Genomic DNA, 21,594 nt, shown 5'->3' with positions numbered 1-21,594 from the left:
CCATAATCCCGCCCGAGGGGCCGTCGGGTCAAGCGCGCTGTGGCGGCTGTGGCTTGACGGCCACGTCACGCGCGCCGACCGACCCAGCCAAGCCTTGCCAGATTCACGGCTTTGCTGTTCAACTCCTTGAAAAACCAGATCGGCCGAGCATGACCCATCACAGCCCCATTTCGACGCCTTCGAGCGAGGCGCTCGCCCATGTCGCGGCGGGCGATCTCTGCGCGGGCTGCGGGCTGTGCGCCGGGGTGGCGCCGGATGAGATCGCGATGGCGCCCGATGCGCGCGGCTTCCTGCGCCCGGTGCAAAGCGCCGAGATCAGCGCACGGGCAGAGACTGCCATCGCCGCGTGCTGCCCGGGCCTGGGCCAGAGCGCGCAGCGCGTGGCGCCCGGAGAGGAACCGCTCTGGGGGCGGTTCATGGAGATGAAAGCGGGCCATGCCACCGACGCGGACCTGCGCCATGCGGGAGCCTCAGGCGGGGCGCTCTCGGCGCTGGCGCTGCATCTGCTGCAATCGGGCCGCGTCGATGCCATCGCCCAGATCGAGCCCGATCCAGACAACCCGATCGGCAACCGGATGCGGCTCAGCACCACGCGCGACGAGGTTCTGGGGGCGGCGGGCTCGCGCTATGCGCCCTCGGCGCCGCTGGCGGACCTGTCGACGCTGATCGCGGATGGGCGGCGCTTCGCGGTGATCGGAAAGCCTTGCGATGCGGTGGCTTTGCGGGCGCTGGTCGCGCGCGATCCGAAACTTGCGCGGAGTTTCCCGGTGATCCTGTCCTTCTTCTGCGCTGGCGTTCCCAGTGCAGAGGGCGCGCGGGAGTTGCTGGCGGAGATGGGCGCGCCCGAGGATCAGCTCGCGGGCCTGCGCTATCGCGGCAATGGCTGGCCGGGCAAGACGGTGGCCGAGCTGCATGATGGCTCCACCCGTGAGACGAGCTATCACGCGGCCTGGGGCGGGGTGCTCTCGCGCCACGTCCAGCACCGCTGCAAGATTTGCGCCGATGGTACCGGCGTGGCCGCCGATCTGGTCTGCGCCGATGCGTGGGAGGCCGACGATGCGGGCTATCCGCTGTTCGAGGAGGCGCCGGGACGCAGCCTGATCGTGGCGCGCACGCGCTTGGGGGCCGAGATATTGGCCGAAGCCGAAACGGCAGGAGCCGTGGAAACCACGCTGTTCGATGTGGCGGAGCTGGCCGCGATCCAGCCCGGCCAGCGCGAACGCCGCCGCGCCCTTTTTGCGCGTCTCGCCGCGCTCAAACTGATGGCCCGCCCGATCCCGCGCTACGAGGGGATGAACCTGCGCGCCTGCGCGCTGCAAAACCCGGTCACGCGGAACCTGCGCAATTTCGCAGGCACGGTCCGACGTGTGTTGCGGGGCCGAAAATGAGCCGCACGCTGCGCGTCTGCCTGATCTTCCACTCGACGCGTTCGGACAATCTTGGCGTCGGCGCGCTGACCGTGTCGGAGATCGCCCTGCTGCGCGATCTTGCTGCCAAGGCAGGGCGCGAGATCGCGATCACCGTGCTCGACTGGAAGGACCGGCGCGCGCCTTATGTGGCGGGCGACGACTTGCGGCTGATCGAGGTGGATGGCGCTTTCCTGAAATCTTCCAAAGGGTTGTGGGCCGAAGTTAAGGCGGCCGATCTGGTGATCGACATTGGCGGCGGCGACAGTTTCGCGGACATCTACGGGGCCTCGCGACTGGTGAAGATGTTCTGGATGAAATTCGCCACCCATCTCGCGGGCACGCCTTTGGTGGTCGCGCCGCAGACCGTGGGGCCGTTTACCAAGGGCTGGTCGAAGCGGCTGGCGCGGTTGAGCCTCAACCGCTCGGGCTTGGTGGCGGTGCGCGACGAACGCTCGCGCGCGGCGCTGGACGATCTGGGCTATCGCGGCGCGCCGGTTCTGGCCTCCGATCTGGCGCTGCGGCTGCCCTATGACCCGCCCGCGCCGCGTGACGGTGGTCCGGTGCGCGTGGGTATCAACGTCTCGGGGCTGCTGATGGCGGGGGGTTATCACGGGGGCAATGATTTCGGGATGGCGCTGGATTATCCCGCGCTGATCGCGCGCGCGATCGACTGGTTCAAGGGGCAGGGGGCCGAGGTCCATCTGGTCCCGCATGTGATCGTGCCCGAAGGCCCGATGGTGATCGAGGATGACCTGCGCGCCTGTAAGACGCTGGCGGCCGCGCATGAGGTGATCTGCGCGCCCGCCTTCGCAAGCCCGTCCGAGGCGAAGAGCTATATCGCGGGGCTCGATTTCTTCACCGGCGCACGGATGCATGCCTGTATCGCGGCGTTCTCGTCCGGTGTCGCTGTGGTGCCGCTCGCCTATAGCCGCAAATTCGCGGGGCTGTTCGGCGCGCTGGGATATGACCACACGGTCGATGCGACCTCGGCGGATGCGGATGCGGTGATGGCGGCGCTGGAGCAGGGCTTCACCAATCGCGGCAGGCTTGCGGCAGAGGCGAAGGCGGCGCTGGTGCGCGGGATCGACCGGCTTGGGGCTTATGACGCGGCGCTGCTCGAGTTGATGGAGGCGCTGTGATGGCCGAGGCCGCGATCATCATTCCGCATTACAACGACGTCACGCGGCTCTTGCGCTGCCTCGAGACGCTTGCGCCGCAGCTGGATACGCGTTGCGAGCTACTGGTGGTCGACAATGGCTCGACCGATGATCTGGGCCCCGTCCGCGCCGCCTATCCCGACCTGCGGATCGTGACCGAGACCAAGAAGGGCGCGGCAGAGGCCCGCAATCGCGGCGTGGCGGAGACGACGGGGGCGCGGCTGTTTTTCATCGACAGCGACTGCGTGGCCGATCCCGATTGGATCGCGACCGCGTTCGCCGTGGCCGGGCAGGGCGATCTGGTTGGCGGGCATGTCTTCGTGTTCGACGAGACTCCGCCGCCGCGTTCCGGCGCGGAGGCCTTCGAGACCGTCTTCGCATTCGATTTCCGCCGCTATATTGAGGAAAAAGGGTTCTCCGGCACCGGCAACCTGCTGACCCGGCGCGATGTCTACGAGGCCACCGGCCCCTTCATCGCGGGGCTGTCGGAGGATCTCGACTGGTGCCGTCGGGCGACCGCGAAGGGCTATTCGCTGATCTATGCCGACGGGCTGCGCGTGGGCCATCCGTCGCGGCAGGACTGGGCGGCGCTGTCGCGCAAATGGCGGCGGCTGACCGAGGAAGGTTTTGGCGTGAATGGATCAAGCCTGCCCGCGCGGTTGCGTTGGGGGGCAAAGGCGCTCTTGATGCCCGTCTCGATCCTCGCTCATCTGCCGAAGGTGCTGCGCCATCCAGAGCTGCGCGACGCGACCGAGCGGTGGCGCGCCGTGGCGACGCTTGCGAGGCTGCGGCTCGCGCGGATGGGCTGGATGCTGCGGCAGGCGATTTTCGGCCGGCTTTAGCGGCGCGAAGGCCACAATGGCAATGTGCAAAGTTTAATCTGGGTTAAAGCGCTTGCTGCGTCGATCTTCCTCACGCTAGCGTGACGGCAAGATATCAGAGCCGCAAAAAGCGGCCCGGAACAGGCAGGCAGCGATGGAGCAGATCGCATTCACCACGAGGCATGCAGCCCGCGTCGGACGGCGTGGGATTCTGGCCGTTGGTCTTCTCGTGCTCGGGGCGTGGCCCGCACTGGCGCGCGACTGGCAGGTCTCGGATACGGCCGGGCTGGCGCGGATCGGGACGAAGCTGGCGCCGGGCGACACGGTTCTGATCGCGCCGGGCGACTATGACGCGCTCGATCTGCGGGGGCTGACGGGGCGCGAGGATGCGCCGATCACCTTCCGCTCTGCCGATCCGGACAACCGGGCGGTGATCGCGCAGATGAACCTGCGGGAAGTCAGCCATGTCGTGATCGAGGCCGTGACCTTCGATTACCGTTACACCGAGGGCGACCGGTCCAATATCCGCCCCTTTCAGGTCTTCACCACCCGCGATCTGACGATCCGCAACGCGCTGTTCGATGGAGACCTCGCTCCCGCCGATCCGGATCTGATCGAGCAGGGGCCGTTGCCCACCGCTTTCGGGTTGGCCGTGCGCGCCTCGACCGGGATAACGGTCGAACGCTCCGAGTTTCGTCGCTTTTATCGCGGCGCGATCTTCACTGACTGCACCGATCTGGTGGTGGTCGCCAACGACATCCATGACATGCGGATGGACGGGCTGAACTTCGCCCAGATCGAACGCGCAGAGATCGCAAACAACCACATTCACGATTTTCGCCGTGCCGTCGCCTCGGGCGATCATGCCGACATGATCCAGTTCTGGACCGCCGGCACCGAACGGCCCAGCCGCGACATCGCGATCACGAACAACCTGCTCAATTCCGGCGAGGGCGGGTTCACTCAGTCGATCCTGATGCGCAACGAGCTGGTCGATCGCGGCAAGGCGGGCGCCGAGATGTTCTACCGCAATATCGAGATCAGCGGGAACGTCATCATCAACGCTCATCTGCACGGGATCACGGTGGGTGAGGCGGAAGGCGTTAAGATCGCCAACAACACGCTCATCCATGACATCTATTCCGAGGGCGAGAAACGCGATCCGGTTCTTTGGATCCCGCAGATCCGCGTGGCGCGCGACGCCCGCGCCGTGGAGATCGCCCGCAATGCGGTGAGCGAGATCGCAGGCCCGGCGGGGCAGCCCGACTGGAAGCTCCGCGACAACCTGCTGATTCAGGACATCACGCCGCAGCGGGCGAGCTATTACGACCAGCTCTTCGTCGCCGCGCGCACCGGTGCCCCGCGAGAGATCATGAATTACGCCTATCTTCCGGGTGGGGCCTTGGCCGGGAGCGGGATCGGTGCGCCGATGCTCGATATTCTCGGCGGTCCGGAGGCGCTCCAGCCGGTCATGCGGTTCGCGCGCAGCGAGGGCGGCGGCACCACGCTGCAATTCGACGCGAGCGAGAGTGTGCTGCCCGAAGGGGTGGCCCCAGCCGAGGTCGCCTATCGCTGGCAGATCGACGGGCAGACCAGCCTCGACGGCGCGCAGGTGCCGGTGGGCTTTCGCATGCCGGGGCGGCACAAGGTGACGCTGTCGCTGACGCTGCCCGACGGGCGGAGCGCGCAGAGCAGCGGTTATGTCATGGTCCGCGACGACCGCATCCTCAGTTATGACCCCGAGCTGGGCCGTGTGATCTCGCATGCCGGGGCGCAGCCGGAGGCGCTCGACGCGATCCCGCTCAGCCCCGGCGCGCTGGAATTCGGGTTGGGCGGCGGGGCCGTGGTGATCCCGCGCGAGATGGTCGCGCCGCTCTACGGGGCGGACCGCTTCGCGCTGCATATGAAGCTGCGCGCGGTAGGCGATTACAAATCCGCCGGAGAGCTGTTGCGGCTGCATCAGTCGCTGATCGTGCGGGTGACCGGGCGCGGCACGTTCGAGGTTGAGTTCTGGCCCGAGAGCGGGCAGCGGCTGTTCCTGCGCACCAAGCGCGTGCCGATCTATGACGGCAAGTGGCACGACATCACCTTCCGCTATTCCTCCGAGGATAGCCTGTTCGAGGTGCTTTCGGGCGAGGAGGTGATCGGCAAGGGCTCCGTGTCGGGGCGGCTCAAGCCGATGGAATATTGGGGCCTCGCGTTCGGCAATCCCTTCGGCAAGGGCAGCTTCCACGGCGAGATCGAGGCGCTTGATCTGACCGCGAGCCGCCCGGCGGTGAGCGGGGCGATGCGCTGATGCGCGCCGGAGCGATTGGCCGTGCCACTCCGCAACGTGCGCGCCCGACAAGCCGCGCGGGCGGGCGATCCCGTATCGCCGAGACCGCCGCGCTCGCGACCGCGAAACTGCCGTGGCCGGTGCTGCTGTTCGTGCTGTCGATCCTGCTGCCCTTCAAGTTCAACCTCGGCCCGCTTGCGATCACCGGGAGCCGCCTTGTGCTGATGGCCTTCATCCTGCCCGCCTTCGCGCGGGTCTTCAGCGGGCGGGCAGGGCGGATGCTGCCGGTCGATTGGCTGTTCCTGTTCCATGCGCTGTGGCTGTCGGTCGCGCTGGCGGTCAACAACCCGGACCGGGTGATCCAGCAAGCGGGCTCTGTCGGACTGGAGGTTCTGGGCGGCTACCTGATCGGGCGCGCCTATATCCGCTCGCGCGAGGATTTCGCGGCGCTGGGCAAGGTGCTGATCTGGTCGGTGCTGATCCTGACGCCGTTTTCGCTTTACGAGACGAAGACCGGTACGACCCTGATCCCGACGCTGATCGACAAGCTGCCGGGGATGGGCACGATCACCTACAACTTTCAGGAGCCGCGCCTGGGGCTGGAGCGGGTGCAAGGCCCCTTCGCGCATCCGATCCATTTCGGGCTCTATTGCTCGGTCGTCTTCGCCTTCGCCTTCGTGGCCTTCGACGGGATCAAGTCGCTGGGCTGGCGGGTGGTGGCGAGCGGACTGATCCTGCTCAACGGCTTTCTTGCGCTCTCCTCGGGGGCGCTTCTGTCGCTGCTGCTGCAGCTGGGGCTGATCGGCTGGTACATCAGTTTCGTGCGGATCGAATGGCGCTGGTGGCTGCTGACAGGGCTCTTCGCCTTCGCCTATGTCACGGTCGACCTGCTGTCGAACCGCTCACCGATCATGGTGTTTCTCAGCTACGCGACCTTCTCGGCCCATACCGCCTATTGGCGCACGATCATCTTCGACTGGGGGCTGAAGAATGTCTCGGCCAACCCGATCTTCGGCATCGGCCTGAATGACTGGGTGCGGCCGTGGTACATGTATTCCGGCTCGATGGATAATTTCTGGCTGGTGATGGCGGTGCGCTATGGCATCCCGGGCTTCCTGCTGGTCACGAGCGGCTATGTCTGGGGGCTGTTCAAGGTGATGTTCCGCGATTTCAGCGGCGATACGCGGATGCAGAATTTCCGCCGCTCCTGGGTCTTCACCTTCGCGGGGATGACCTTCACGCTCTGCACCGTCTATGTCTGGGAGTCGATTTACGCCTTCACCTTCTTCCTGTTCGGGGCGGGCATGTGGATGCTGACCGAGGCGGTGACGGAACGGGCCGATGAACCCGAGGATGCGGCACGGCCTGAGGCGCGTGGCACCAGCTACACACGGTTTGCGCAGACGCATCGGCGAGGGGATTAACGCCCGATCTTCGCTCGCGCATCGGGGCTGAGCGCGGCCAGCACCGCTCCGGGCGGTGCCATCCCGAAGAAGCCCCGCAAGAGCGCTGCGGCTTCCGCCCCATGCCCCTGCGCCCGCAATTGCGCCGCTTTCGCCAGCGACCAAGCCGCACCGCCGATCAGCCCGGCGGGGAAATGGCGGCGCAGGAACATCGCTCGTGCGCGATGCTTGAAATATTGCGAGAACGGCGAGGCGACCGAGCCCATCCGCTGCGAGCCGATCGCCGTGCCCGCGACGTGATGGACGACCGCGCCTGCGCAATAGGAGATCGGCAGATCGCCCCGGCGTAGCGCCCAGTCGACCTCTTCGTAATAAAGGAAATAGTCTTCCGTCATCGGCCCCGCGCGCTCGAGATGGGCGCGGGTGGCGACAAGGCTCGCGCCGGTGACGAAGTCGATGTGCTCCGGGTCCGGGGCAGGGCTGTCGGCGGGAGCGAACTGGTTGAGGTTATGGGTGATCCCGGTGCGCCGGTCGATCACCCCACCGTCGATCTGGATCTTGTCGGGCGCGTCGCCATAGACCACCCGATGCGCGATCATCGCGGCACCTCGCGGTCTAGTATCATGCGAGGCGAGAAGGGCAGGCGTCTCGGGCGGCACCACGCAATCGGGGTTGAGTAGCCAGAACCGGTCGAGCGCGGGATTGGCCGCCAGCCGCGCGAGCCCCAGATTGACGCCCGCAGCAAACCCGCCATTGCTCCCCGCCTCGATCAACGCGATGCCTTCCTGACCCGCCTCCGCTGCCCCCATCAGATCGGGAACGGCTGCGCGGATCACCTCGACCGTGTCGTCGGGCGAGGCATTGTCGACCAACACCACATGCAGCGCCACGCCGGTCGCCGCCCGCAGCGAGGCGAGGCAGGCCGCGATCACGTCCGAGGACCGATAGGTGACGATAACGACACCCAGAGCAGGACCGGTGGCGGGGTGCGGCTCTGCCATGTCGCTCGGGCTCAGGCCCCGCGCGAGAGGGCTGCGACCCCGGTGCGGGCCACCTCGGCCAGACCCAGCGGGCGCATCAGATCGGCGAAAGCGTCGATCTTCTCGGGCGTGCCGGTGATCTCGAAGACAAAACTCTCCAGCGTCGAGTCGACCACATTGGCGCGGAAAATCTCGGCCAGACGCAGCGCCTCGATGCGCTTGTCTCCCGTGCCCGCAACCTTGATCAGCGCCAGTTCGCGCTCGACCGGGTAGCCCTCGACGGTGAGGTCCTTCACTTCGTGGACCGGCACGATGCGGCCCAGCTGCGCCTTGATCTGATCGATCACGTTCTCGGTGCCGCGGGTGACGACGGTGATCCGGCTGCGATGGCCCTTATGATCCACCTCGGCCACGGTCAGGCTGTCGATGTTGTAGCCGCGGCCCGAGAACAGCCCGATCACGCGGGCCAGAACGCCCGCCTCGTTGTCGACGATCACGGCGAGCGTGTGGCTGCGCTCAATCTGGTCGTGGCTGTCGCGCAGGTCGTAAGCGGAATGGCTCGAGGAGCCTTTCTTGATTTTCAGAGCGGCCATTGCCTCTCTCCTTTTCCTAGTTTGGACCCGATCTTCGGCTTGGTCCAAATATCCCGGGGGTCCGGGGGCAGCGCCCCCGGCGTCGCTCACACCAGCGCCGCGCCTTCCTTGAAGACATCGGCATCGGCCGCCAGCAGCATCTCGTTATGCGGCTTGCCGGACGGGATCATCGGGAAGCAATTCTCGTGCTTCTCCACGAGGCAGTCGAACAGCACCGGGCCGTCATGCTTGATCATCTCCATGATCGCATCGTCGAGATCGGCGGGGTCGGAGACCTGCATCCCCTTCCAGCCGAAGCTCTCGGCGAGCTTCACGAAATCGGGCAGGCTTTCGGACCAGCTATGCGAGTAGCGCTCGCCATGCAGCAGTTCCTGCCACTGGCGGACCATGCCCAGACGCTCGTTGTTGAGGATGAACTGCTTGACCGGCACGCGGAACTGGGTCGCGGTGCCCATCTCCTGCATGTTCATCAGCCAGCTCGCCTCGCCCGCCACGTTGATCACGAGGCTCTCGGGATGGGCGATCTGCACGCCGATCGAAGCCGGGAAGCCATAGCCCATCGTGCCCAGACCCCCGGAGGTCATCCAGCGGTTCGGATCCTCAAACCCGAGGAACTGCGCGGCCCACATCTGGTGCTGGCCCACCTCGGTGGTGATGTAGCGATCCATGCCCTTGGTCAGCTCTTCGAGACGCTGCAGCGCATATTGCGGTTTGATCGTCTTTTCCGAGTTGGTGTAGGCGAGGCAGTTCACCTTCTTCCACTCGTCGATCTTCTTCCACCACTTCTCGAGCGCGGGCTTGTTCACCTTGCGCCCGCGCGACTTCCAGACCTTGAGTACGTCTTCGAGTACATGGCCGATATCGCCAAGGATCGGCAGGTCGACGGCGATGATCTTGTTGATCGAGGAGGCGTCGATATCGACATGCACCTTGGTCGATTTCGGCGAGAAGTCCGCCACGCGGCCGGTGATCCGGTCGTCGAAGCGCGCGCCGAGGTTGATCATCAGGTCGCAGCCATGCATCGCGAGGTTGGCTTCATAAAGCCCGTGCATCCCGAGCATGCCGAGCCAATTCTTGCCCGAGGCAGGGTAGGCGCCCAGCCCCATCAGGGTCGAGGTGATCGGGAATCCGGTCGCATCGACCAGTTCGCGCATCAGCTGGCTTGCGGCGGGGCCCGAATTGATCACGCCGCCGCCGGTATAGAAGACCGGCTTCTCGGCGGTTTCGATCAGCTCGACCAGCTTGGTGATCGCGTCGAGATCGCCCTTCACTTGCGGCTGGTAATGGTCGACCTTCGCGGCTTTCGGCTCGGTATAGGTGGCCACCGCGAATTGCACATCCTTGGGCATGTCGATCAGCACCGGGCCGGGGCGGCCCGAGGTCGCCACGTGGAAAGCCTGATGGATCGTCTCGGAGAGTTTCGCGGGGTCCTTCACCAGCCAGTTATGCTTGGTGCAGGGGCGGGTGATGCCCACCGTGTCGGCCTCCTGGAAACCGTCGGTGCCCACCAGGAAGGTCGGCACCTGACCCGACAGCACGATCAGCGGGATCGAGTCCATCAACGCGTCGGTCAGCCCGGTCACCGCATTGGTCGCGCCCGGACCCGAGGTCACCAGCGCCACGCCCGGCTTGCCGGTCGAGCGCGCATAGCCTTCGGCCATGTGGATCGCGGCCTGCTCGTGGCGTACGAGGATGTGACGGATGTCGTTTTGCTGGAAAATCTCGTCATAGATCGGAAGGACCGCGCCGCCCGGATAGCCGAAAATTACCTCGACCCCGTGATCCTTCAGCGCCTGAACCACCATCTTCGCGCCGGTCATCTGCCGTGCCATATGCTCACTCCATCCTTGCGCGAGGGCCACGCCGCCCACCGCTAACTCTCAAGCATCCACCTGTCCAAGAAAAAGCCCCCGGCTTTGAGGCGGGGGCGCATGGGAACCTTCATGGTTGTACCGTTACCGGCCCATGCGCTTGGCTCCTACGACGACAAGAAGAATCGCATCCATTGCGGATCCCTTTCGGACTGCTTTGCGCGGACATTAGGATCGAGCGTTGGGGGCGTCAATGCCCAAACGCTGAATAAAATGTCGCGGGCGGCGGAATTTCCTTCCCGATTATTGCGCGCCGCGACCTGCGAGTCGCAACTTTGAGAAACCGGAAGGGGCTCCCGAGCCGGGTGCCGCGGGGGCAGTCGCGGTGAATTGATCTCGTTGACGCTTGGTCAGTCGCGATATCGGGCTCAGAGGCGGGGCTTTAAGGGCGATCTGGTCAAGTGAACAGACCAGATGGAGCCTTAATTGCTTGACCTTTCTCCCCCACTCGGCCAATCACGGGCAAAGCCTCGCGCAGGCTTTCGGGACAAATTTAGGGAGGAAGTGAGATGGGCGCTTTGCTGGCCCTTTCACGCGCGATCGACCGGATAAACGAGACCATCGGCAAGGCGGTGTCGTGGCTTATTCTGGTGTCGGTCCTCGTGAGTGCGACCAACGCCATTGTACGCAAAGCCTTCGACATGTCGTCGAACGCTTGGCTGGAACTGCAATGGTATCTTTTCGGCGCGGCGTTTCTGGGCGCTGCCGCTTACACGCTCAAGCAAAACGAGCATATCCGCATCGACATCGTCTATGGCGCGTTCTCGCGGAAAGTGCAGCACTGGATCGATCTGCTCGGGCATATCTTCTTCCTGATGCCATTCGTCGTGCTGATGCTGTTCAAGCTGACGCCCTTCGTGATGATCTCCATCCATTCGGGCGAGATGTCGACGAATTCTGGCGGTCTGATCCTGTGGCCGGCCAAGCTCCTGCTGCTGATCGGCTTCTGGCAGCTGTTCTTCCAAGGCGTGTCCGAGATCATCAAGAAGATCGGCGTGATGCGTGGGTTGATCGAGGATCCCCATGCCGACAGCGCGGGCCATCACGGCCATGATCCCATCGCCGAAGAGGAGGGTCTGTAATGCTCGAGCTTATCGCTCAGAACATGGCCCCGATCATGTTCATCTCGCTGATCGTCTTCCTGCTGATCGGCTATCCTGCGGCCTTCGCGCTTGCGGCCAACGGTCTTTTGTTCTTCGTCATCGGCGTTGAACTGTCGGGTTACTCCGGCGGGACGATCAATCTTGACTGGCCGTTGTTGAATGCGATGCCGCAACGGTTCTACGGGGTCTTGTCGAACGAGACCTTACTTGCGATTCCATTCTTCACATTCATGGGCATCGTGCTCGAAAAATCGGGCATGGCCGAAGATCTCCTCGACACGATCGGTCAGCTGTTCGGCCCGGTGCGCGGCGGTCTCGCCTATGCGGTGATCATCGTGGGCGCGCTTCTGGCGGCGACCACAGGCGTCGTTGCGGCCTCGGTGATCGCGATGGGCCTGATCTCGCTGCCGATCATGTTGCGCTATGGCTATGATCGGAAGGTGGCCACAGGTGTCATTGCGGCGTCAGGGACACTGGCGCAGATCATCCCGCCGTCGCTCGTGCTGATCGTTCTGGCTGACCAGCTGGGCGTTTCGGTGGGCGACATGTACAAGGGCGCGCTGATCCCCGGTATGGTGCTGACCGGCATCTACCTCGGCTATGTGCTCGTGATGTCGATCATCAAGCCGAAGTCGATGCCCGCTCTGCCGAAAGAGGCGCGCACGCTGGGCTCTGGCGTGATGTCGCTTTTGGTGGCGCTGGCCGGTGCCGTCGCGATCTTCATCTTCGCCGAGAAGTATTTCGAGGCGAGCGGGTCGAGCGTCAACAACTCCGAGATCCTCGCAGCCGGTGTGGCCGTGATCGCGATCTATATCGTGGCGTTGCTGGACAAGGCGCTGAAAACCAACCTGATGAGCCGTCTGGCCCAGCAGGTGGTGATCGTGCTGATCCCGCCGCTGGCGCTGATCTTCCTCGTGCTGGGCACGATCTTCCTCGGCGTCGCGACGCCCACCGAAGGCGGCGCAATGGGTGCGGTCGGTGCGCTGGTGCTGTCGGCGGTGAAGAAGCGTCTGACCTTCCCCGTCGTGCGTGACGCGCTGGCGGCGACGACGCGCCTGTCGGCCTTCGTGCTGTTCATCCTGCTGGGCGCGCGGGTCTTCTCGCTCACCTTCTACGGGGTGAACGGGCAGGTCTGGGTCGAGCATCTGCTGACCTCGCTTCCGGGTGGCCAATTGGGCTTCCTGATCGTGGTGTCGTTCTTGGTGTTCTTCCTCGCCTTCTTCCTCGATTTCTTCGAACTGGCCTTCATCATCGTGCCGCTTCTGGCGCCTGCCGCGCAGGCTCTGGGGATCGACCTGATCTGGTTCGGGGTGATCCTGGGCGTGAACATGCAGACCTCGTTCATGCACCCGCCATTCGGCTTCGCGCTGTTCTACCTGCGCTCGGTCGCGGCCAAGGTGCCCTATATCGACAAGGTCACCGGCAAGAAGATGGAGCCGGTGAAGACCTCGCAGATCTACTGGGGCGCCATTCCCTTCGTGTTCATTCAGGTTGCGATGATTGCCATCGTGATCGCCTTCCCGGCCATGGTGATGCACTACAAGGGGCCGCAGGTGGATCTGAAGGATGTCGAGATCAAGCTGCCGCAGATGCCGGGCATGGGCGATGGGGGCGGCCTCGGTGGCCTGCCGTCGCTGGCGCCTCTGGGGGGCTCGACCTCTGGCGGGTCGGGCTCGGGAAGCGCGGCTCCGGGCGGGCTGCCCCCGCTTCCCACACCGGGCAGCAACTGATCGACCGGAAAATGAAAGATCGGGGCGGCCTTCAGGGGCCGCCCCTTTTTTATAGAGAGAGAGTGGAGGGCGAGGGATGCGGTATCCTCTTTTCGTTATTGTCGGGGTTTCGTTGCTTGCGCTGGCGGGCTGCGGCGAGACCAAGGAACAGCGCGCGGCGACGGGCGGCGTGGCCGGTCTCGTGGTGGCGGGACCTGTCGGAGCTGTCGTCGGAGCCGGGCTGGGCGTCGTGACGCGCAAGAATTGACGGCCAGCTAATCGCGGTACTTGGGAACCGCGGCGGGCGTTTCGGCGTCTTGTCCTTGAGGAAGCCGCGCATTGTGGCTGCTATCGAAAGGACGAGAAGATGCGAATTGCGACGATCTTGATGGCGGGCGGCCTGCTGGTTTCGCTCGCGGCATGTGGTGACAACGCGACCGAACGTGCAGCCACCGGCGGTGTCGGCGGCCTTGTGGTTGCAGGGCCGGTTGGCGCCGTGGCGGGTGCCACGGTTGGCGCCGCCACGACGAAGTAAGATTTGTATCCAGACCAATAGAAAAGGCCCCGGGGCGCGAACCTCGGGGCCTTCTCAATTCACGCTAGACGCGGCTCAGACCTTCAGATTGCCCGCAGCCTGCTGGCGCATCATGAAGTAGTCAGAGTTGAACTCCGACAGCTGCCACCAGCCATAGGCGTCGTTGCGGAAGCCGAACTGGCTGTCGTAGATCTTCTTGAACGCTGCGTTCGAGCTGTTGATCTCGGCATAGACCTCGTTCGCCGCGTTGAAGCAGGCTTCCAGGATTTCCTGGCTGAACGGACGCAGCTGCGCGCCTTGGCCCAGCAGCTTCTTCAGCGCGCTCGGGTTTTTGTAGTCATAGGACGCCATCATGTCCGAGTTCGCCGCCTGCGTCGCCGCCGTCAGCGCGATCTTGTAGGCCTCGGGCAGTTGCTCATAGGCGTTCTTGTTGAACATGGCGTGCAGACAGGCGCCGCCTTCCCACCAGCCGGGGTAGTAGTAGTAGGGCGCGACTTTGTAGAAGCCGAGCTTCTCGTCATCGTACGGGCCGACCCATTCGGTGGCGTCGATCGTGCCTTTCTCGAGCGACGGGTAGATGTCGCCACCCGCGATCTGCTGCGGCACCACACCGAGCTTCTCGACGACCTTGCCGCCGAAGCCACCGATGCGCATTTTTACGCCCTTCATGTCTTCGACGGTGTTGATTTCCTTGCGGAACCAACCGCCCATCTGGGCGCCGGTGTTGCCGCACGGGAAAGCCGTGATGTTGTAGTTCGAATAGAACTCGTTCATCAGGTCGTTGCCGCCGCCATAGTAGAACCAGGCGTTCTGCATGCGCATGTTCAGGCCGAACGGCACTGCGGTCGCGAAAGCGAAGGTCGGATCTTTACCCCAGTAGTAGTAGGAGGCGGTGTGGCAGGCCTCGACGGTGCCGTTCGACACCGAGTCCATTGCCTGCAGGCCGGGGACGATTTCGCCCGCCGCGAAGACCTGAATGTTGAATTTCCCGTCGGTCATGCCCTTGACGTAATTCGCCATCGTCTCGGCGGCGCCGTAGATCGTGTCGAGCGATTTCGGGAAAGACGAGGTCATGCGCCACGTCACAGTAGGGGTTTCTTGCGCAATAGCCGGTGCGGCGAGCGCGCTACCTGCAGCTGCGGCTGCCCCGCCAAGCGCACCTTTGCGCAGGAAAGAACGACGATCCATATGGTTTCCTCCCAAGTCGTGGATGTCTGTCAATTTTTCTGACCACACCGCTCCATTATTAGCGTTCCCTCCGGTGTGGGCATTGCGGTCACAATACTTGACCGGTTCCGCGTGTAAACCGACCTGCAAGTAATTTTATGTCGCATATGGTCACAGTTTCGAAAGCTTGCTGCAGTGTGGCAATGCAGGCGCAGAATATCCGTTGGGTATCTTCGGTCGTCAGGGCATAGAAAAAGCCCCGGCGCAGGTTGCGCCGGGGCTTCGGTTATCTGGCTTGACCAGTTTGGGCGGCTTACAGCTCGCCTTTGTTGGCTTCGCTCATCATGAAGTAGTCGTAGTTGAACTCGGCCAGCTGTTCCCAGGTGAACCAGTCCTTGCGGAAGTCCTTGATCGAACCCCAGATCTTCGCGAATTCGGCGTTGTTCGCCTCCATCTCCGAATAGACCTCGTTGGCTGCCTTGAAGCAGGCCTGCATGATCTCGGGGGAGAAAGCGCGCAGCTGGGTGCCGTTGGCGACCAGCGTCTTGAGCGCCTTCGGGTTCTTCATGTCGTATTTCTGCAGCATGTCCGCATCGGCCGCTTGCGATGCGGTGTGCAGGAGCTGCTGGTACTGTTTCGGCAGGCTTTCCATCTTCTCTTTCGAGAACATGAAGTGGACCGTCGGGCCACCTTCCCACCAGCCGGGGTAGTAGTAGTAGGGCGCGACTTTGTAGAAGCCGAGCTTCTCGTCGTCATAGGGGCCGACCCATTCGGTCGCGTCGATCGTGCCTTTTTCGAGCGCCGGGTAGATGTCGCCGCCTGCGATCTGCTGCGGCACGAGGCCGAGCTTTTCCATCACCTTGCCCGCGAAGCCGCCGACGCGCATCTTGAGGCCCTTGAGGTCTTCGACCGTCGAGATCTCCTTACGGAACCAGCCGCCCATCTGTGCGCCGGTGTTGCCGCCCGGCAGACCGTAGAGGCCCTGCTTGCCGAGGAACTCGTTATAGAGCTCGATGCCGCCGCCGTGGTAGTGCCACGCGTTCATGCCGCGTGCGTTGAGCGAGAAGGGGACGGCCGCGCCAAGCGCCCAGGTCGGATCCTTGCCCCAGAAGTAGTAGCCGACGGTGTGACAGGCTTCGACCGTGCCGTTCATCACGGCGTCGGCGACCTGAAGGCCGGGAACGATCTCGCCAGCGGCGAAGACCTGAATCTTGAAGTTGCCGTCCGAGGCCTCCTCGACCATCTTCGACATCACTTCCGCGCCGCCATAGATCGTGTCGAGCGATTTCGGGAAGGACGAGGCGAGACGCCAGGTGATTTGCGGGTTGCTCTGCGCGATCGCGGGGGCTGCCAGCGTGCTCGCGGCCGCGCTACCCAGCGCGGCTTTCGTCAGAAAGGAACGACGGTCCATTAAGGATCCTCCCATGTTTACTCCGGTTCGCGAGGCGTGGCCTCGCCGCCCGCCTCGTATCCTCCGCGGCGGGTCTGTCGGGACCGTTTCACCACGGGCCGGGAGTGTCCAGAGATCACGGGCCCGTAATCGTCGGAAGTCACGGAATAGTTTTGAAAAAATGAGTTGACAGATGGTGTCTGCCGAACGGTTGAGCAATTGCCTGCGAGAGTGACGTCCGTTGCTGGGTGTTGCTCAACTATTGCGTGTATCGGGGAGTTGAATCCGGGCGACCTGTTCCGCGATGGGCGGCACGGAAAGCGGATGAGTCTCCGTCTCGTGCGTGGCCGGATCGCCAAGATCGGTCCATTGACCGCCCTTGTAGATTTCGAGCGCGGAGAAGTTCGCCTTGTAGTTCATCTTCGGCGAGCCGGGCACCCAATAGCCGAGATAGACGTAGGGCAGGCCCACGCGTTGCGCGATCTCGACATGGTCGAGGATCAGGTAGGTGCCGAGGGAGTCGCGGATCCGCTCGGGCTCGTAGAAGGAATAGACCATCGACAGCCCGTCATCGAGCACATCGGTCAGGCAGGTCGCGATCAGGGCGCGCATGCTGTCTGGCGTGGCGGCGGTCTCGCGATATTCGATCACGCGCGACTTCACGGGCGTCTCCTCGATCATCGCGGCGAATTCGAAGATGTCCATGTCAGCCATGCCGCCATCGGCGTGGCGCGCATCGAGATAGCGGCGGAACAGTGCGAATTGCTCTTCCGTCGCCCAGGGCGAGGTCGCGGTACGCTTTAGGTCGCCGTTTTTCTTCAGCACCCGGCGCTGCGATTTCGACAGTTTGAAATCTGCGACCCGGATGCGGGCCGACAGGCAGGCGGTGCAATCTGCGCAGGAGGGCCGATAGAGCACATTCTGCGAGCGCCGAAAGCCTTGCCGCGACAGCGCATTGTTGAGTTTTTCGGCCGACTCCCCCTGCAGCGCGGTAAACAATTTCCGCTCCGACCTGCCGTCCAGATAGGGGCAGGGCTGCGGCGCGGTTACGTAGAACTGCGGTGCAAGCGGAAGCGAATGGCGCATTAGTAGCCTCGTCGGGGAGGGGTCGCGGCAGGCTAGCAAAGGAGCGCGCACCCGCCAAGTGTTTCATGTTGATGACATAGAAAGCGCCCCGGTTACGTCAACCGGGGCGCCGAAATCGCATTGCGAACTGTCTATATGGTTAGGCTTTCGCGTCCTCGGAGGTGTCCTCCGACTGAGCCGCTTCCTTAGCGCGCTCTTCCATGTACTGGTCGAACTCTGCCTTGTCGCGGGCTTCGCGCAGACGGCCGAGGAACTCTTCGAATTCCTGCTGTTCGCGCTGCAGTCGGTCGAGCGTGTCGGCCTTGTAGGCGTCGAACGCCGCGTTTCCGGTCGAACGCGAGACATGGACGCCACCGACGCCGGAGCAACCGAAGCTGCGTTTTTGAACCGCCTGTCCCGTGCGCCAGCGACGCCCGAAGCGGCCGGTGAACAGGATGAAAGCGAGAATGACGAGGCCGAGGGGGCCTGCGAAAATGAAACCGGCCACCATCAGCGCGATCCAGGCGCCGGGGCCGTTCCCATCCATCCAGTTAACGGCGCGGGTAAACCAGTTACCAACCGCGACGGGCATGGAGTTGGTGGAATAGGCGGACATTTGAACCTCCGGGTTGAGCATGTGAATTCCTTTCACATACCCAAGATCGGAAGTCAGGGCGGTTCTTGCAAGAGGGTATGTAAATGATTTTTACATTTTTCTCGCAAATCACCGGATTCGCTTGATTTTATTCGGTGAAATCGGCTTGTTTCGCGCCGCTGATCCGCTCCAGATCGGCCGGAGAGATGGCGAAAACATGCCGTGGTGTGCCTGCTGCAGCCCAAACGGTGTCGAAATCGAACAGCCGGGGGTCGAGGAAAGCCGTCACCGGGCCGACATGGCCAAGGGGCGCGACGCCGCCGATCGCGAAGCCCGTCTCCGCCCGGATCAGCGCCGCATCGGCCTTGCCCAAGGGCTGGCCCGCGACCGCGTTTGCCTTCTCCGCGCTCACCCGGTTGCCGCCTGCGGTGATGAACAGCACGACATGGCCGCTGTCTTCGCCGCGAAAGATGATGGATTTGGCGATCTGGTCGACCTCGCAGCCTACCGCCTGTGCGGCCATCTCGGCGGTGCGGGCCTCTCCCGGCTCGGTGATCTCGAATTTCGCATCTGCGGCTTCGAGGGCGGCACGGACGCGTTTGAGGGATTTGCTCATGGCGAGGCTCCGGAGGATCTGAGGTCGGGCGCGGGTGCGCCGGGGCGGGTGTAGTTATGGCCAGATGTCGCGCGACAGCAATCCCCATTGACCGGCTCGCGTGGCGGCGTAAGCATGGCGCCATGCCGTTTGCCTCGCGTCTCACCCGTTCGCCCCTGCCTTTCGAGCGCGACCGCGCCGCCGAAGCCGAAGAGCTGTTCTCCGATCTCGCGCCGGAGTTGCGCGAATTGCTCGGGGGGACGGCAGGGTGCAGTCCTTATCTTAAAGGCCTGATGGAGAAAGAGGCCGAGTGGCTGCGCCCCGCGATTTCGGGCAATCCCGAAGCCGCGCTGGCCGAGGAATTCGCGCGGATCACGCCCGTCAGCCTCGCCGATCTGCCGTCAGAGCTGCGTCGGGCGAAGCGTCGCGTCGCGTTGCTGGCCGGGCTTGCCGATCTGGGCGGTGTCTGGTGTCTCGAAGAAGTGACCGGCGCCTTGACCCGGCTTGCCGATATTGCGGTCGATCTGGCGATGAAGCGGCTGGTGGCCGAGGAAATCCGCCGCGGCAAAATCCCCGGTGCGACCAATGAGGATATAGAGAGTGCCGCCGGGATGGTCGCGCTCGCGATGGGCAAGATGGGGGCGGGGGAGCTGAACTACTCCTCCGATATCGACCTGATCTGCCTTTTCGATGAAAGCCGCTATGATCCCGACGATGCGATGGAGGCGCGCAGCGCGCTGATCCGGGCGACGCGCAAGATGGCGGCGATGCTCAACGACCGCACCGCCGAGGGCTATGTCTTTCGCACCGATCTGCGTCTGCGCCCCGATGCCGCCGTCACGCCGGTCTGTATCTCGATGGGTGCGGCGGAGCTCTATTACGAGGCCGAGGGCCGGACATGGGAGCGCGCGGCCTATATCAAGGCGCGTCCCTGCGCGGGCGACATCGCCGCGGGAGAGCAATTCCTCGAACGGCTGCGGCCCTTCGTCTGGCGCAAGCACCTTGATTTCGCGGCCATTCAGGACGCCCACGACATGCGCCTGCGCATCCGCGAGCATAAGGGGCTGCACGGCCCGATCGAGGTGGCGGGCCACAATATCAAGCTCGGCCAAGGCGGCATCCGCGAGATCGAGTTCTTCACCCAGACCCGGCAACTGATCGCAGGCGGGCGCGACGAGAGCCTGCGCGACCGGACCACCGTGGGCGGGCTGCGCGCGCTCGCGGCGAAGACTTGGGTGCCCGAGGACGTGGCAGAGGAGTTGATCGATCATTACCGCGAGCATCGCGAGATCGAGCACCGTTTGCAGATGGTGAATGACGCCCAGACCCAGATCCTGCCCGGCAACGAAGAGGGGCTCGCGCGGATCGCGGCGATGATGGGCGAGGGGGATGTGGCGCGCTGGCGTGACCGGCTGCGCGACCGGCTGGAGCGGGTGGAAGGGCTGACGAATGAGTTCTTCGCCCCCGATGCCGCCGCCGAGCGTCCCGAGCTGAGCGAAGCCGCGCGCGAGATCGTCGAGGGCTGGACGGGCTATCCGGCGCTGCGATCCGAACGGGCGCGCGCGATCTTCAAGCGGCTGGAGCCGGAACTGCTCGACCGGATGCGCCGGGCGGCGAATATGGAGGAGGCGCTGACCCAGTTCGACGGCTTCCTCAAGGGGTTGCCCGCCGGGGTGCAGTTGTTCTCTCTCTTCGAGGCCAATCCCCAGCTCGTCGATCTGATCGTCGATATCTGCGCCACGGCGCCGGGGCTGGCGAGCTACCTGTCGCGCAATGCCGGGGTGTTGGACGCGGTTCTGGGCGGCTCGTTCTTCGCGCCATGGCCGGGCAAGTCCGCGCTGGAGGCCGATCTTGCGCGGCTGCTGGAGCGGGCGGGCGACTACGAGGCCGCCTTGATCGCGGCGCGACGCTGGGCGAAGGAATGGAAATTCCGCGTGGGCGTGCACCACCTGCGCGGCCTCGTCGATGCGTCCGAGGCCGCGGGCCAATATGCCGATGTGGCGGGCGCGGTTCTGGGCGCGCTCTGGCCGATTGTGCAGGGCGAATTCGCGCGTCGCTACGGGCCGTGCCCCGGCAAGGGCGCGGTGGTTCTGGGGATGGGCAGTCTTGGCGCGCAACGCCTGAACGCGCAATCCGATCTCGATCTGATCGTGATCTACGACGCGGACGGGCAAGAGTTTTCCGAAGGGAAGAAGCCCATTGCCTCAAGGGCTTATTACGCGAAGCTCACGCAGGCCCTGATCACCGCGCTCAGCGCGCCGATGCCGGAGGGGATGCTCTACGAGGTCGATATGCGGCTGCGGCCGTCGGGGCGGCAAGGCCCCGTCGCGACCTCCGCGCAAAGCTTCGAGAGCTATCAGATGGAAGAGGCCTGGACCTGGGAACATCTGGCGCTGACCCGGGCGCGGCCCGTCGCGGGATGCGCCGATCTGGCCGACCGGGTCGAGGCGATCCGCCTGAAGGTTCTGGAGGCGAAAGGCGGCGGAGACGCGGTGCTCCACGAGCTGGCGCAGATGCGCGCCCGGATCTTCGCGGCCAAGGCCCCCGATGGCGATTGGGAGGCGAAGGTCGGCCCCGGACGGCTGCAGGATATCGAGCTTCTTGCGCAAAGTTTCGCGCTTCGTGCGGGCGTCCCGGCGCGCAAGGTCGAGGCACAGCTGCGCGCGGGGCCGCGTGGCGGCTTCGTGACGCGCGAGGAGGGCGAGCAGCTCGCCACCGCCTATCGCTTCCTCTGGCGGCTACAGGCAGGCGGGCGCTTGCTGAGCGAAAAACGTCTGGATATGGCGGCGATCGGAGAGGGCGGCCGCGCTTTCCTGTTGCGCGAGACGGGGCTGGATGATCTCGATGCTCTGGCGGCGCGTCTGAACGAGGTCACGACCGAGACGGCCGCCATCGTGGACAGGGCTCTGGAGGGCTGAATGGCGCG

At 64.4% G+C, this 21,594-nt stretch carries 19 protein-coding genes; 11 read left to right on the top strand and 8 right to left on the bottom strand.

Annotation, left to right across the window (positions count from 1 at the left end; genetic code table 11):
* Positions 1–149 precede the first annotated feature (149 nt).
* The 5 genes from BMI88_RS08280 to BMI88_RS08260 all read left to right on the top strand — a co-directional run bounded on the left by BMI88_RS08280 (position 150) and on the right by BMI88_RS08260 (position 7,086).
* The gene (locus tag BMI88_RS08280) at positions 150–1,388 is read left to right on the top strand and encodes a Coenzyme F420 hydrogenase/dehydrogenase, beta subunit C-terminal domain (protein ID WP_078547742.1); all 1,239 of its coding nucleotides are present in this window, start codon (positions 150–152) and stop codon (positions 1,386–1,388) included.
* Positions 1,385–2,548 carry a polysaccharide pyruvyl transferase family protein gene (locus tag BMI88_RS08275; RefSeq protein ID WP_078547740.1) on the top strand — a complete coding sequence of 388 codons (1,164 nt, stop codon included), beginning with the start codon at positions 1,385–1,387 and terminating at the stop codon, positions 2,546–2,548. Before BMI88_RS08280 ends, BMI88_RS08275 begins: the two co-directional genes overlap by 4 nt.
* Positions 2,548–3,408 carry a glycosyltransferase family 2 protein gene (locus tag BMI88_RS08270; RefSeq protein ID WP_078547732.1) on the top strand — a complete coding sequence of 287 codons (861 nt, stop codon included), beginning with the start codon at positions 2,548–2,550 and terminating at the stop codon, positions 3,406–3,408. The genes BMI88_RS08275 and BMI88_RS08270 overlap by 1 nt, the downstream gene beginning before the upstream one ends.
* 133 nt (positions 3,409–3,541) lie before the next feature.
* Positions 3,542–5,683 (top strand): right-handed parallel beta-helix repeat-containing protein, encoded by a 2,142-nt coding sequence (locus tag BMI88_RS08265; protein ID WP_078547730.1) that lies wholly within the window; start codon positions 3,542–3,544, stop codon positions 5,681–5,683.
* Complete coding sequence (locus BMI88_RS08260; RefSeq protein ID WP_078547728.1) at positions 5,683–7,086, top strand: O-antigen ligase family protein; 1,404 nt, start codon at positions 5,683–5,685, stop codon at positions 7,084–7,086. The genes BMI88_RS08265 and BMI88_RS08260 overlap by 1 nt, the downstream gene beginning before the upstream one ends.
* On the opposite strand, the gene BMI88_RS08255 is transcribed toward BMI88_RS08260, so the two are convergent.
* From BMI88_RS08255 to BMI88_RS08245, 3 genes are all read right to left on the bottom strand, one after another.
* Positions 7,083–8,066 (bottom strand): glycosyltransferase family 2 protein, encoded by a 984-nt coding sequence (locus tag BMI88_RS08255; RefSeq protein WP_078547726.1) that lies wholly within the window; start codon positions 8,064–8,066, stop codon positions 7,083–7,085. The two genes, BMI88_RS08260 and BMI88_RS08255, sit on opposite strands and share 4 nt — an antisense overlap.
* An 11-nt stretch (positions 8,067–8,077) precedes the next feature.
* A complete protein-coding gene (ilvN, locus tag BMI88_RS08250) occupies positions 8,078–8,638 on the bottom strand; it encodes an acetolactate synthase small subunit (protein ID WP_075775634.1) in 561 nt (186 codons plus the stop codon).
* A gap of 86 nt (positions 8,639–8,724) precedes the next feature.
* Complete coding sequence (locus BMI88_RS08245; protein ID WP_078547724.1) at positions 8,725–10,470, bottom strand: acetolactate synthase 3 large subunit; 1,746 nt, start codon at positions 10,468–10,470, stop codon at positions 8,725–8,727.
* A gap of 99 nt (positions 10,471–10,569) precedes the next feature.
* Here BMI88_RS08245 and BMI88_RS19520 point away from each other — a divergent pair, with 99 nt between their 5' ends.
* The 5 genes from BMI88_RS19520 (at position 10,570) to BMI88_RS19730 (ending at position 13,856) form a co-directional block, all read left to right on the top strand.
* The gene (locus BMI88_RS19520) at positions 10,570–10,788 is read left to right on the top strand and encodes a hypothetical protein (protein ID WP_146673525.1); all 219 of its coding nucleotides are present in this window, start codon (positions 10,570–10,572) and stop codon (positions 10,786–10,788) included.
* Between the two features lie 230 nt (positions 10,789–11,018).
* Positions 11,019–11,591 (top strand): TRAP transporter small permease subunit, encoded by a 573-nt coding sequence (locus tag BMI88_RS08240; protein ID WP_078547722.1) that lies wholly within the window; start codon positions 11,019–11,021, stop codon positions 11,589–11,591.
* Positions 11,591–13,342, top strand: coding sequence for a TRAP transporter large permease subunit (locus BMI88_RS08235; protein ID WP_078542859.1), 1,752 nt, complete (start codon positions 11,591–11,593; stop codon positions 13,340–13,342). Before BMI88_RS08240 ends, BMI88_RS08235 begins: the two co-directional genes overlap by 1 nt.
* 76 nt (positions 13,343–13,418) lie before the next feature.
* Positions 13,419–13,589 (top strand): hypothetical protein, encoded by a 171-nt coding sequence (locus tag BMI88_RS19735; RefSeq protein WP_098411498.1) that lies wholly within the window; start codon positions 13,419–13,421, stop codon positions 13,587–13,589.
* A gap of 99 nt (positions 13,590–13,688) precedes the next feature.
* Entirely contained in the window at positions 13,689–13,856 is a 168-nt protein-coding gene (locus tag BMI88_RS19730) for a hypothetical protein (protein WP_158522199.1), read from the top strand.
* Positions 13,857–13,931: 75 nt separating this feature from the next.
* Here the strand turns inward: BMI88_RS19730 and BMI88_RS08230 are convergent, their stop codons facing one another.
* The 5 genes from BMI88_RS08230 to BMI88_RS08210 all read right to left on the bottom strand — a co-directional run bounded on the left by BMI88_RS08230 (position 13,932) and on the right by BMI88_RS08210 (position 18,689).
* Positions 13,932–15,044 (bottom strand): TRAP transporter substrate-binding protein, encoded by a 1,113-nt coding sequence (locus BMI88_RS08230; protein WP_078547720.1) that lies wholly within the window; start codon positions 15,042–15,044, stop codon positions 13,932–13,934.
* A 292-nt stretch (positions 15,045–15,336) separates the two neighbouring features.
* Positions 15,337–16,434 carry a TRAP transporter substrate-binding protein gene (locus tag BMI88_RS08225; RefSeq protein ID WP_078520100.1) on the bottom strand — a complete coding sequence of 366 codons (1,098 nt, stop codon included), beginning with the start codon at positions 16,432–16,434 and terminating at the stop codon, positions 15,337–15,339.
* 234 nt (positions 16,435–16,668) lie between these two features.
* Positions 16,669–17,499, bottom strand: a complete 831-nt coding sequence (locus BMI88_RS08220; RefSeq protein ID WP_078520099.1) for an arginyltransferase — start codon at positions 17,497–17,499, stop codon at positions 16,669–16,671.
* A 139-nt stretch (positions 17,500–17,638) separates the two neighbouring features.
* Positions 17,639–18,094 carry a DUF2852 domain-containing protein gene (locus tag BMI88_RS08215; RefSeq protein ID WP_078520098.1) on the bottom strand — a complete coding sequence of 152 codons (456 nt, stop codon included), beginning with the start codon at positions 18,092–18,094 and terminating at the stop codon, positions 17,639–17,641.
* A 127-nt stretch (positions 18,095–18,221) separates the two neighbouring features.
* Complete coding sequence (locus tag BMI88_RS08210) at positions 18,222–18,689, bottom strand: YbaK/EbsC family protein (RefSeq protein WP_078547718.1); 468 nt, start codon at positions 18,687–18,689, stop codon at positions 18,222–18,224.
* A gap of 122 nt (positions 18,690–18,811) precedes the next feature.
* On the opposite strand from BMI88_RS08210, the gene BMI88_RS08205 reads away from it, so the two are divergent.
* Complete coding sequence (locus BMI88_RS08205; RefSeq protein ID WP_078547716.1) at positions 18,812–21,586, top strand: glutamine-synthetase adenylyltransferase; 2,775 nt, start codon at positions 18,812–18,814, stop codon at positions 21,584–21,586.
* Positions 21,587–21,594 lie beyond the last annotated feature (8 nt).

Source organism: Thioclava sp. F36-6, from assembly GCF_002020305.1.
GTDB lineage: Bacteria > Pseudomonadota > Alphaproteobacteria > Rhodobacterales > Rhodobacteraceae > Thioclava > Thioclava sediminum.
The sequence above is the reverse complement of the archived record's forward strand: the minus strand, read 5'-3'. Positions and strand labels throughout refer to the sequence as shown.

Bases quoted from the DNA above. Each gene is read 5' to 3' on its own strand.
- BMI88_RS08230 (WP_078547720.1), bottom strand. From the start codon at position 15,044: ATGGATCGTCGTTCTTTCCTGCGCAAAGGTGCGCTTGGCGGGGCAGCC.
- BMI88_RS08210 (WP_078547718.1), bottom strand. From the start codon at position 18,689: ATGAGCAAATCCCTCAAACGCGTCCGTGCCGCCCTCGAAGCCGCAGAT.
- BMI88_RS08225 (WP_078520100.1), bottom strand. From the start codon at position 16,434: ATGGACCGTCGTTCCTTTCTGACGAAAGCCGCGCTGGGTAGCGCGGCC.
- BMI88_RS08245 (WP_078547724.1), bottom strand. From the start codon at position 10,470: ATGGCACGGCAGATGACCGGCGCGAAGATGGTGGTTCAGGCGCTGAAG.
- BMI88_RS08240 (WP_078547722.1), top strand. From the start codon at position 11,019: ATGGGCGCTTTGCTGGCCCTTTCACGCGCGATCGACCGGATAAACGAG.
- BMI88_RS08235 (WP_078542859.1), top strand. From the start codon at position 11,591: ATGCTCGAGCTTATCGCTCAGAACATGGCCCCGATCATGTTCATCTCG.
- BMI88_RS08220 (WP_078520099.1), bottom strand. From the start codon at position 17,499: ATGCGCCATTCGCTTCCGCTTGCACCGCAGTTCTACGTAACCGCGCCG.
- ilvN (WP_075775634.1), bottom strand. From the start codon at position 8,638: ATGGCCGCTCTGAAAATCAAGAAAGGCTCCTCGAGCCATTCCGCTTAC.
- BMI88_RS19735 (WP_098411498.1), top strand. From the start codon at position 13,419: ATGCGGTATCCTCTTTTCGTTATTGTCGGGGTTTCGTTGCTTGCGCTG.
- BMI88_RS08280 (WP_078547742.1), top strand. From the start codon at position 150: ATGACCCATCACAGCCCCATTTCGACGCCTTCGAGCGAGGCGCTCGCC.
- BMI88_RS08260 (WP_078547728.1), top strand. From the start codon at position 5,683: ATGCGCGCCGGAGCGATTGGCCGTGCCACTCCGCAACGTGCGCGCCCG.
- BMI88_RS08255 (WP_078547726.1), bottom strand. From the start codon at position 8,066: ATGGCAGAGCCGCACCCCGCCACCGGTCCTGCTCTGGGTGTCGTTATC.
- BMI88_RS08275 (WP_078547740.1), top strand. From the start codon at position 1,385: ATGAGCCGCACGCTGCGCGTCTGCCTGATCTTCCACTCGACGCGTTCG.
- BMI88_RS08265 (WP_078547730.1), top strand. From the start codon at position 3,542: ATGGAGCAGATCGCATTCACCACGAGGCATGCAGCCCGCGTCGGACGG.
- BMI88_RS19730 (WP_158522199.1), top strand. From the start codon at position 13,689: ATGCGAATTGCGACGATCTTGATGGCGGGCGGCCTGCTGGTTTCGCTC.
- BMI88_RS08215 (WP_078520098.1), bottom strand. From the start codon at position 18,094: ATGTCCGCCTATTCCACCAACTCCATGCCCGTCGCGGTTGGTAACTGG.
- BMI88_RS08205 (WP_078547716.1), top strand. From the start codon at position 18,812: ATGCCGTTTGCCTCGCGTCTCACCCGTTCGCCCCTGCCTTTCGAGCGC.
- BMI88_RS19520 (WP_146673525.1), top strand. From the start codon at position 10,570: ATGGGAACCTTCATGGTTGTACCGTTACCGGCCCATGCGCTTGGCTCC.
- BMI88_RS08270 (WP_078547732.1), top strand. From the start codon at position 2,548: ATGGCCGAGGCCGCGATCATCATTCCGCATTACAACGACGTCACGCGG.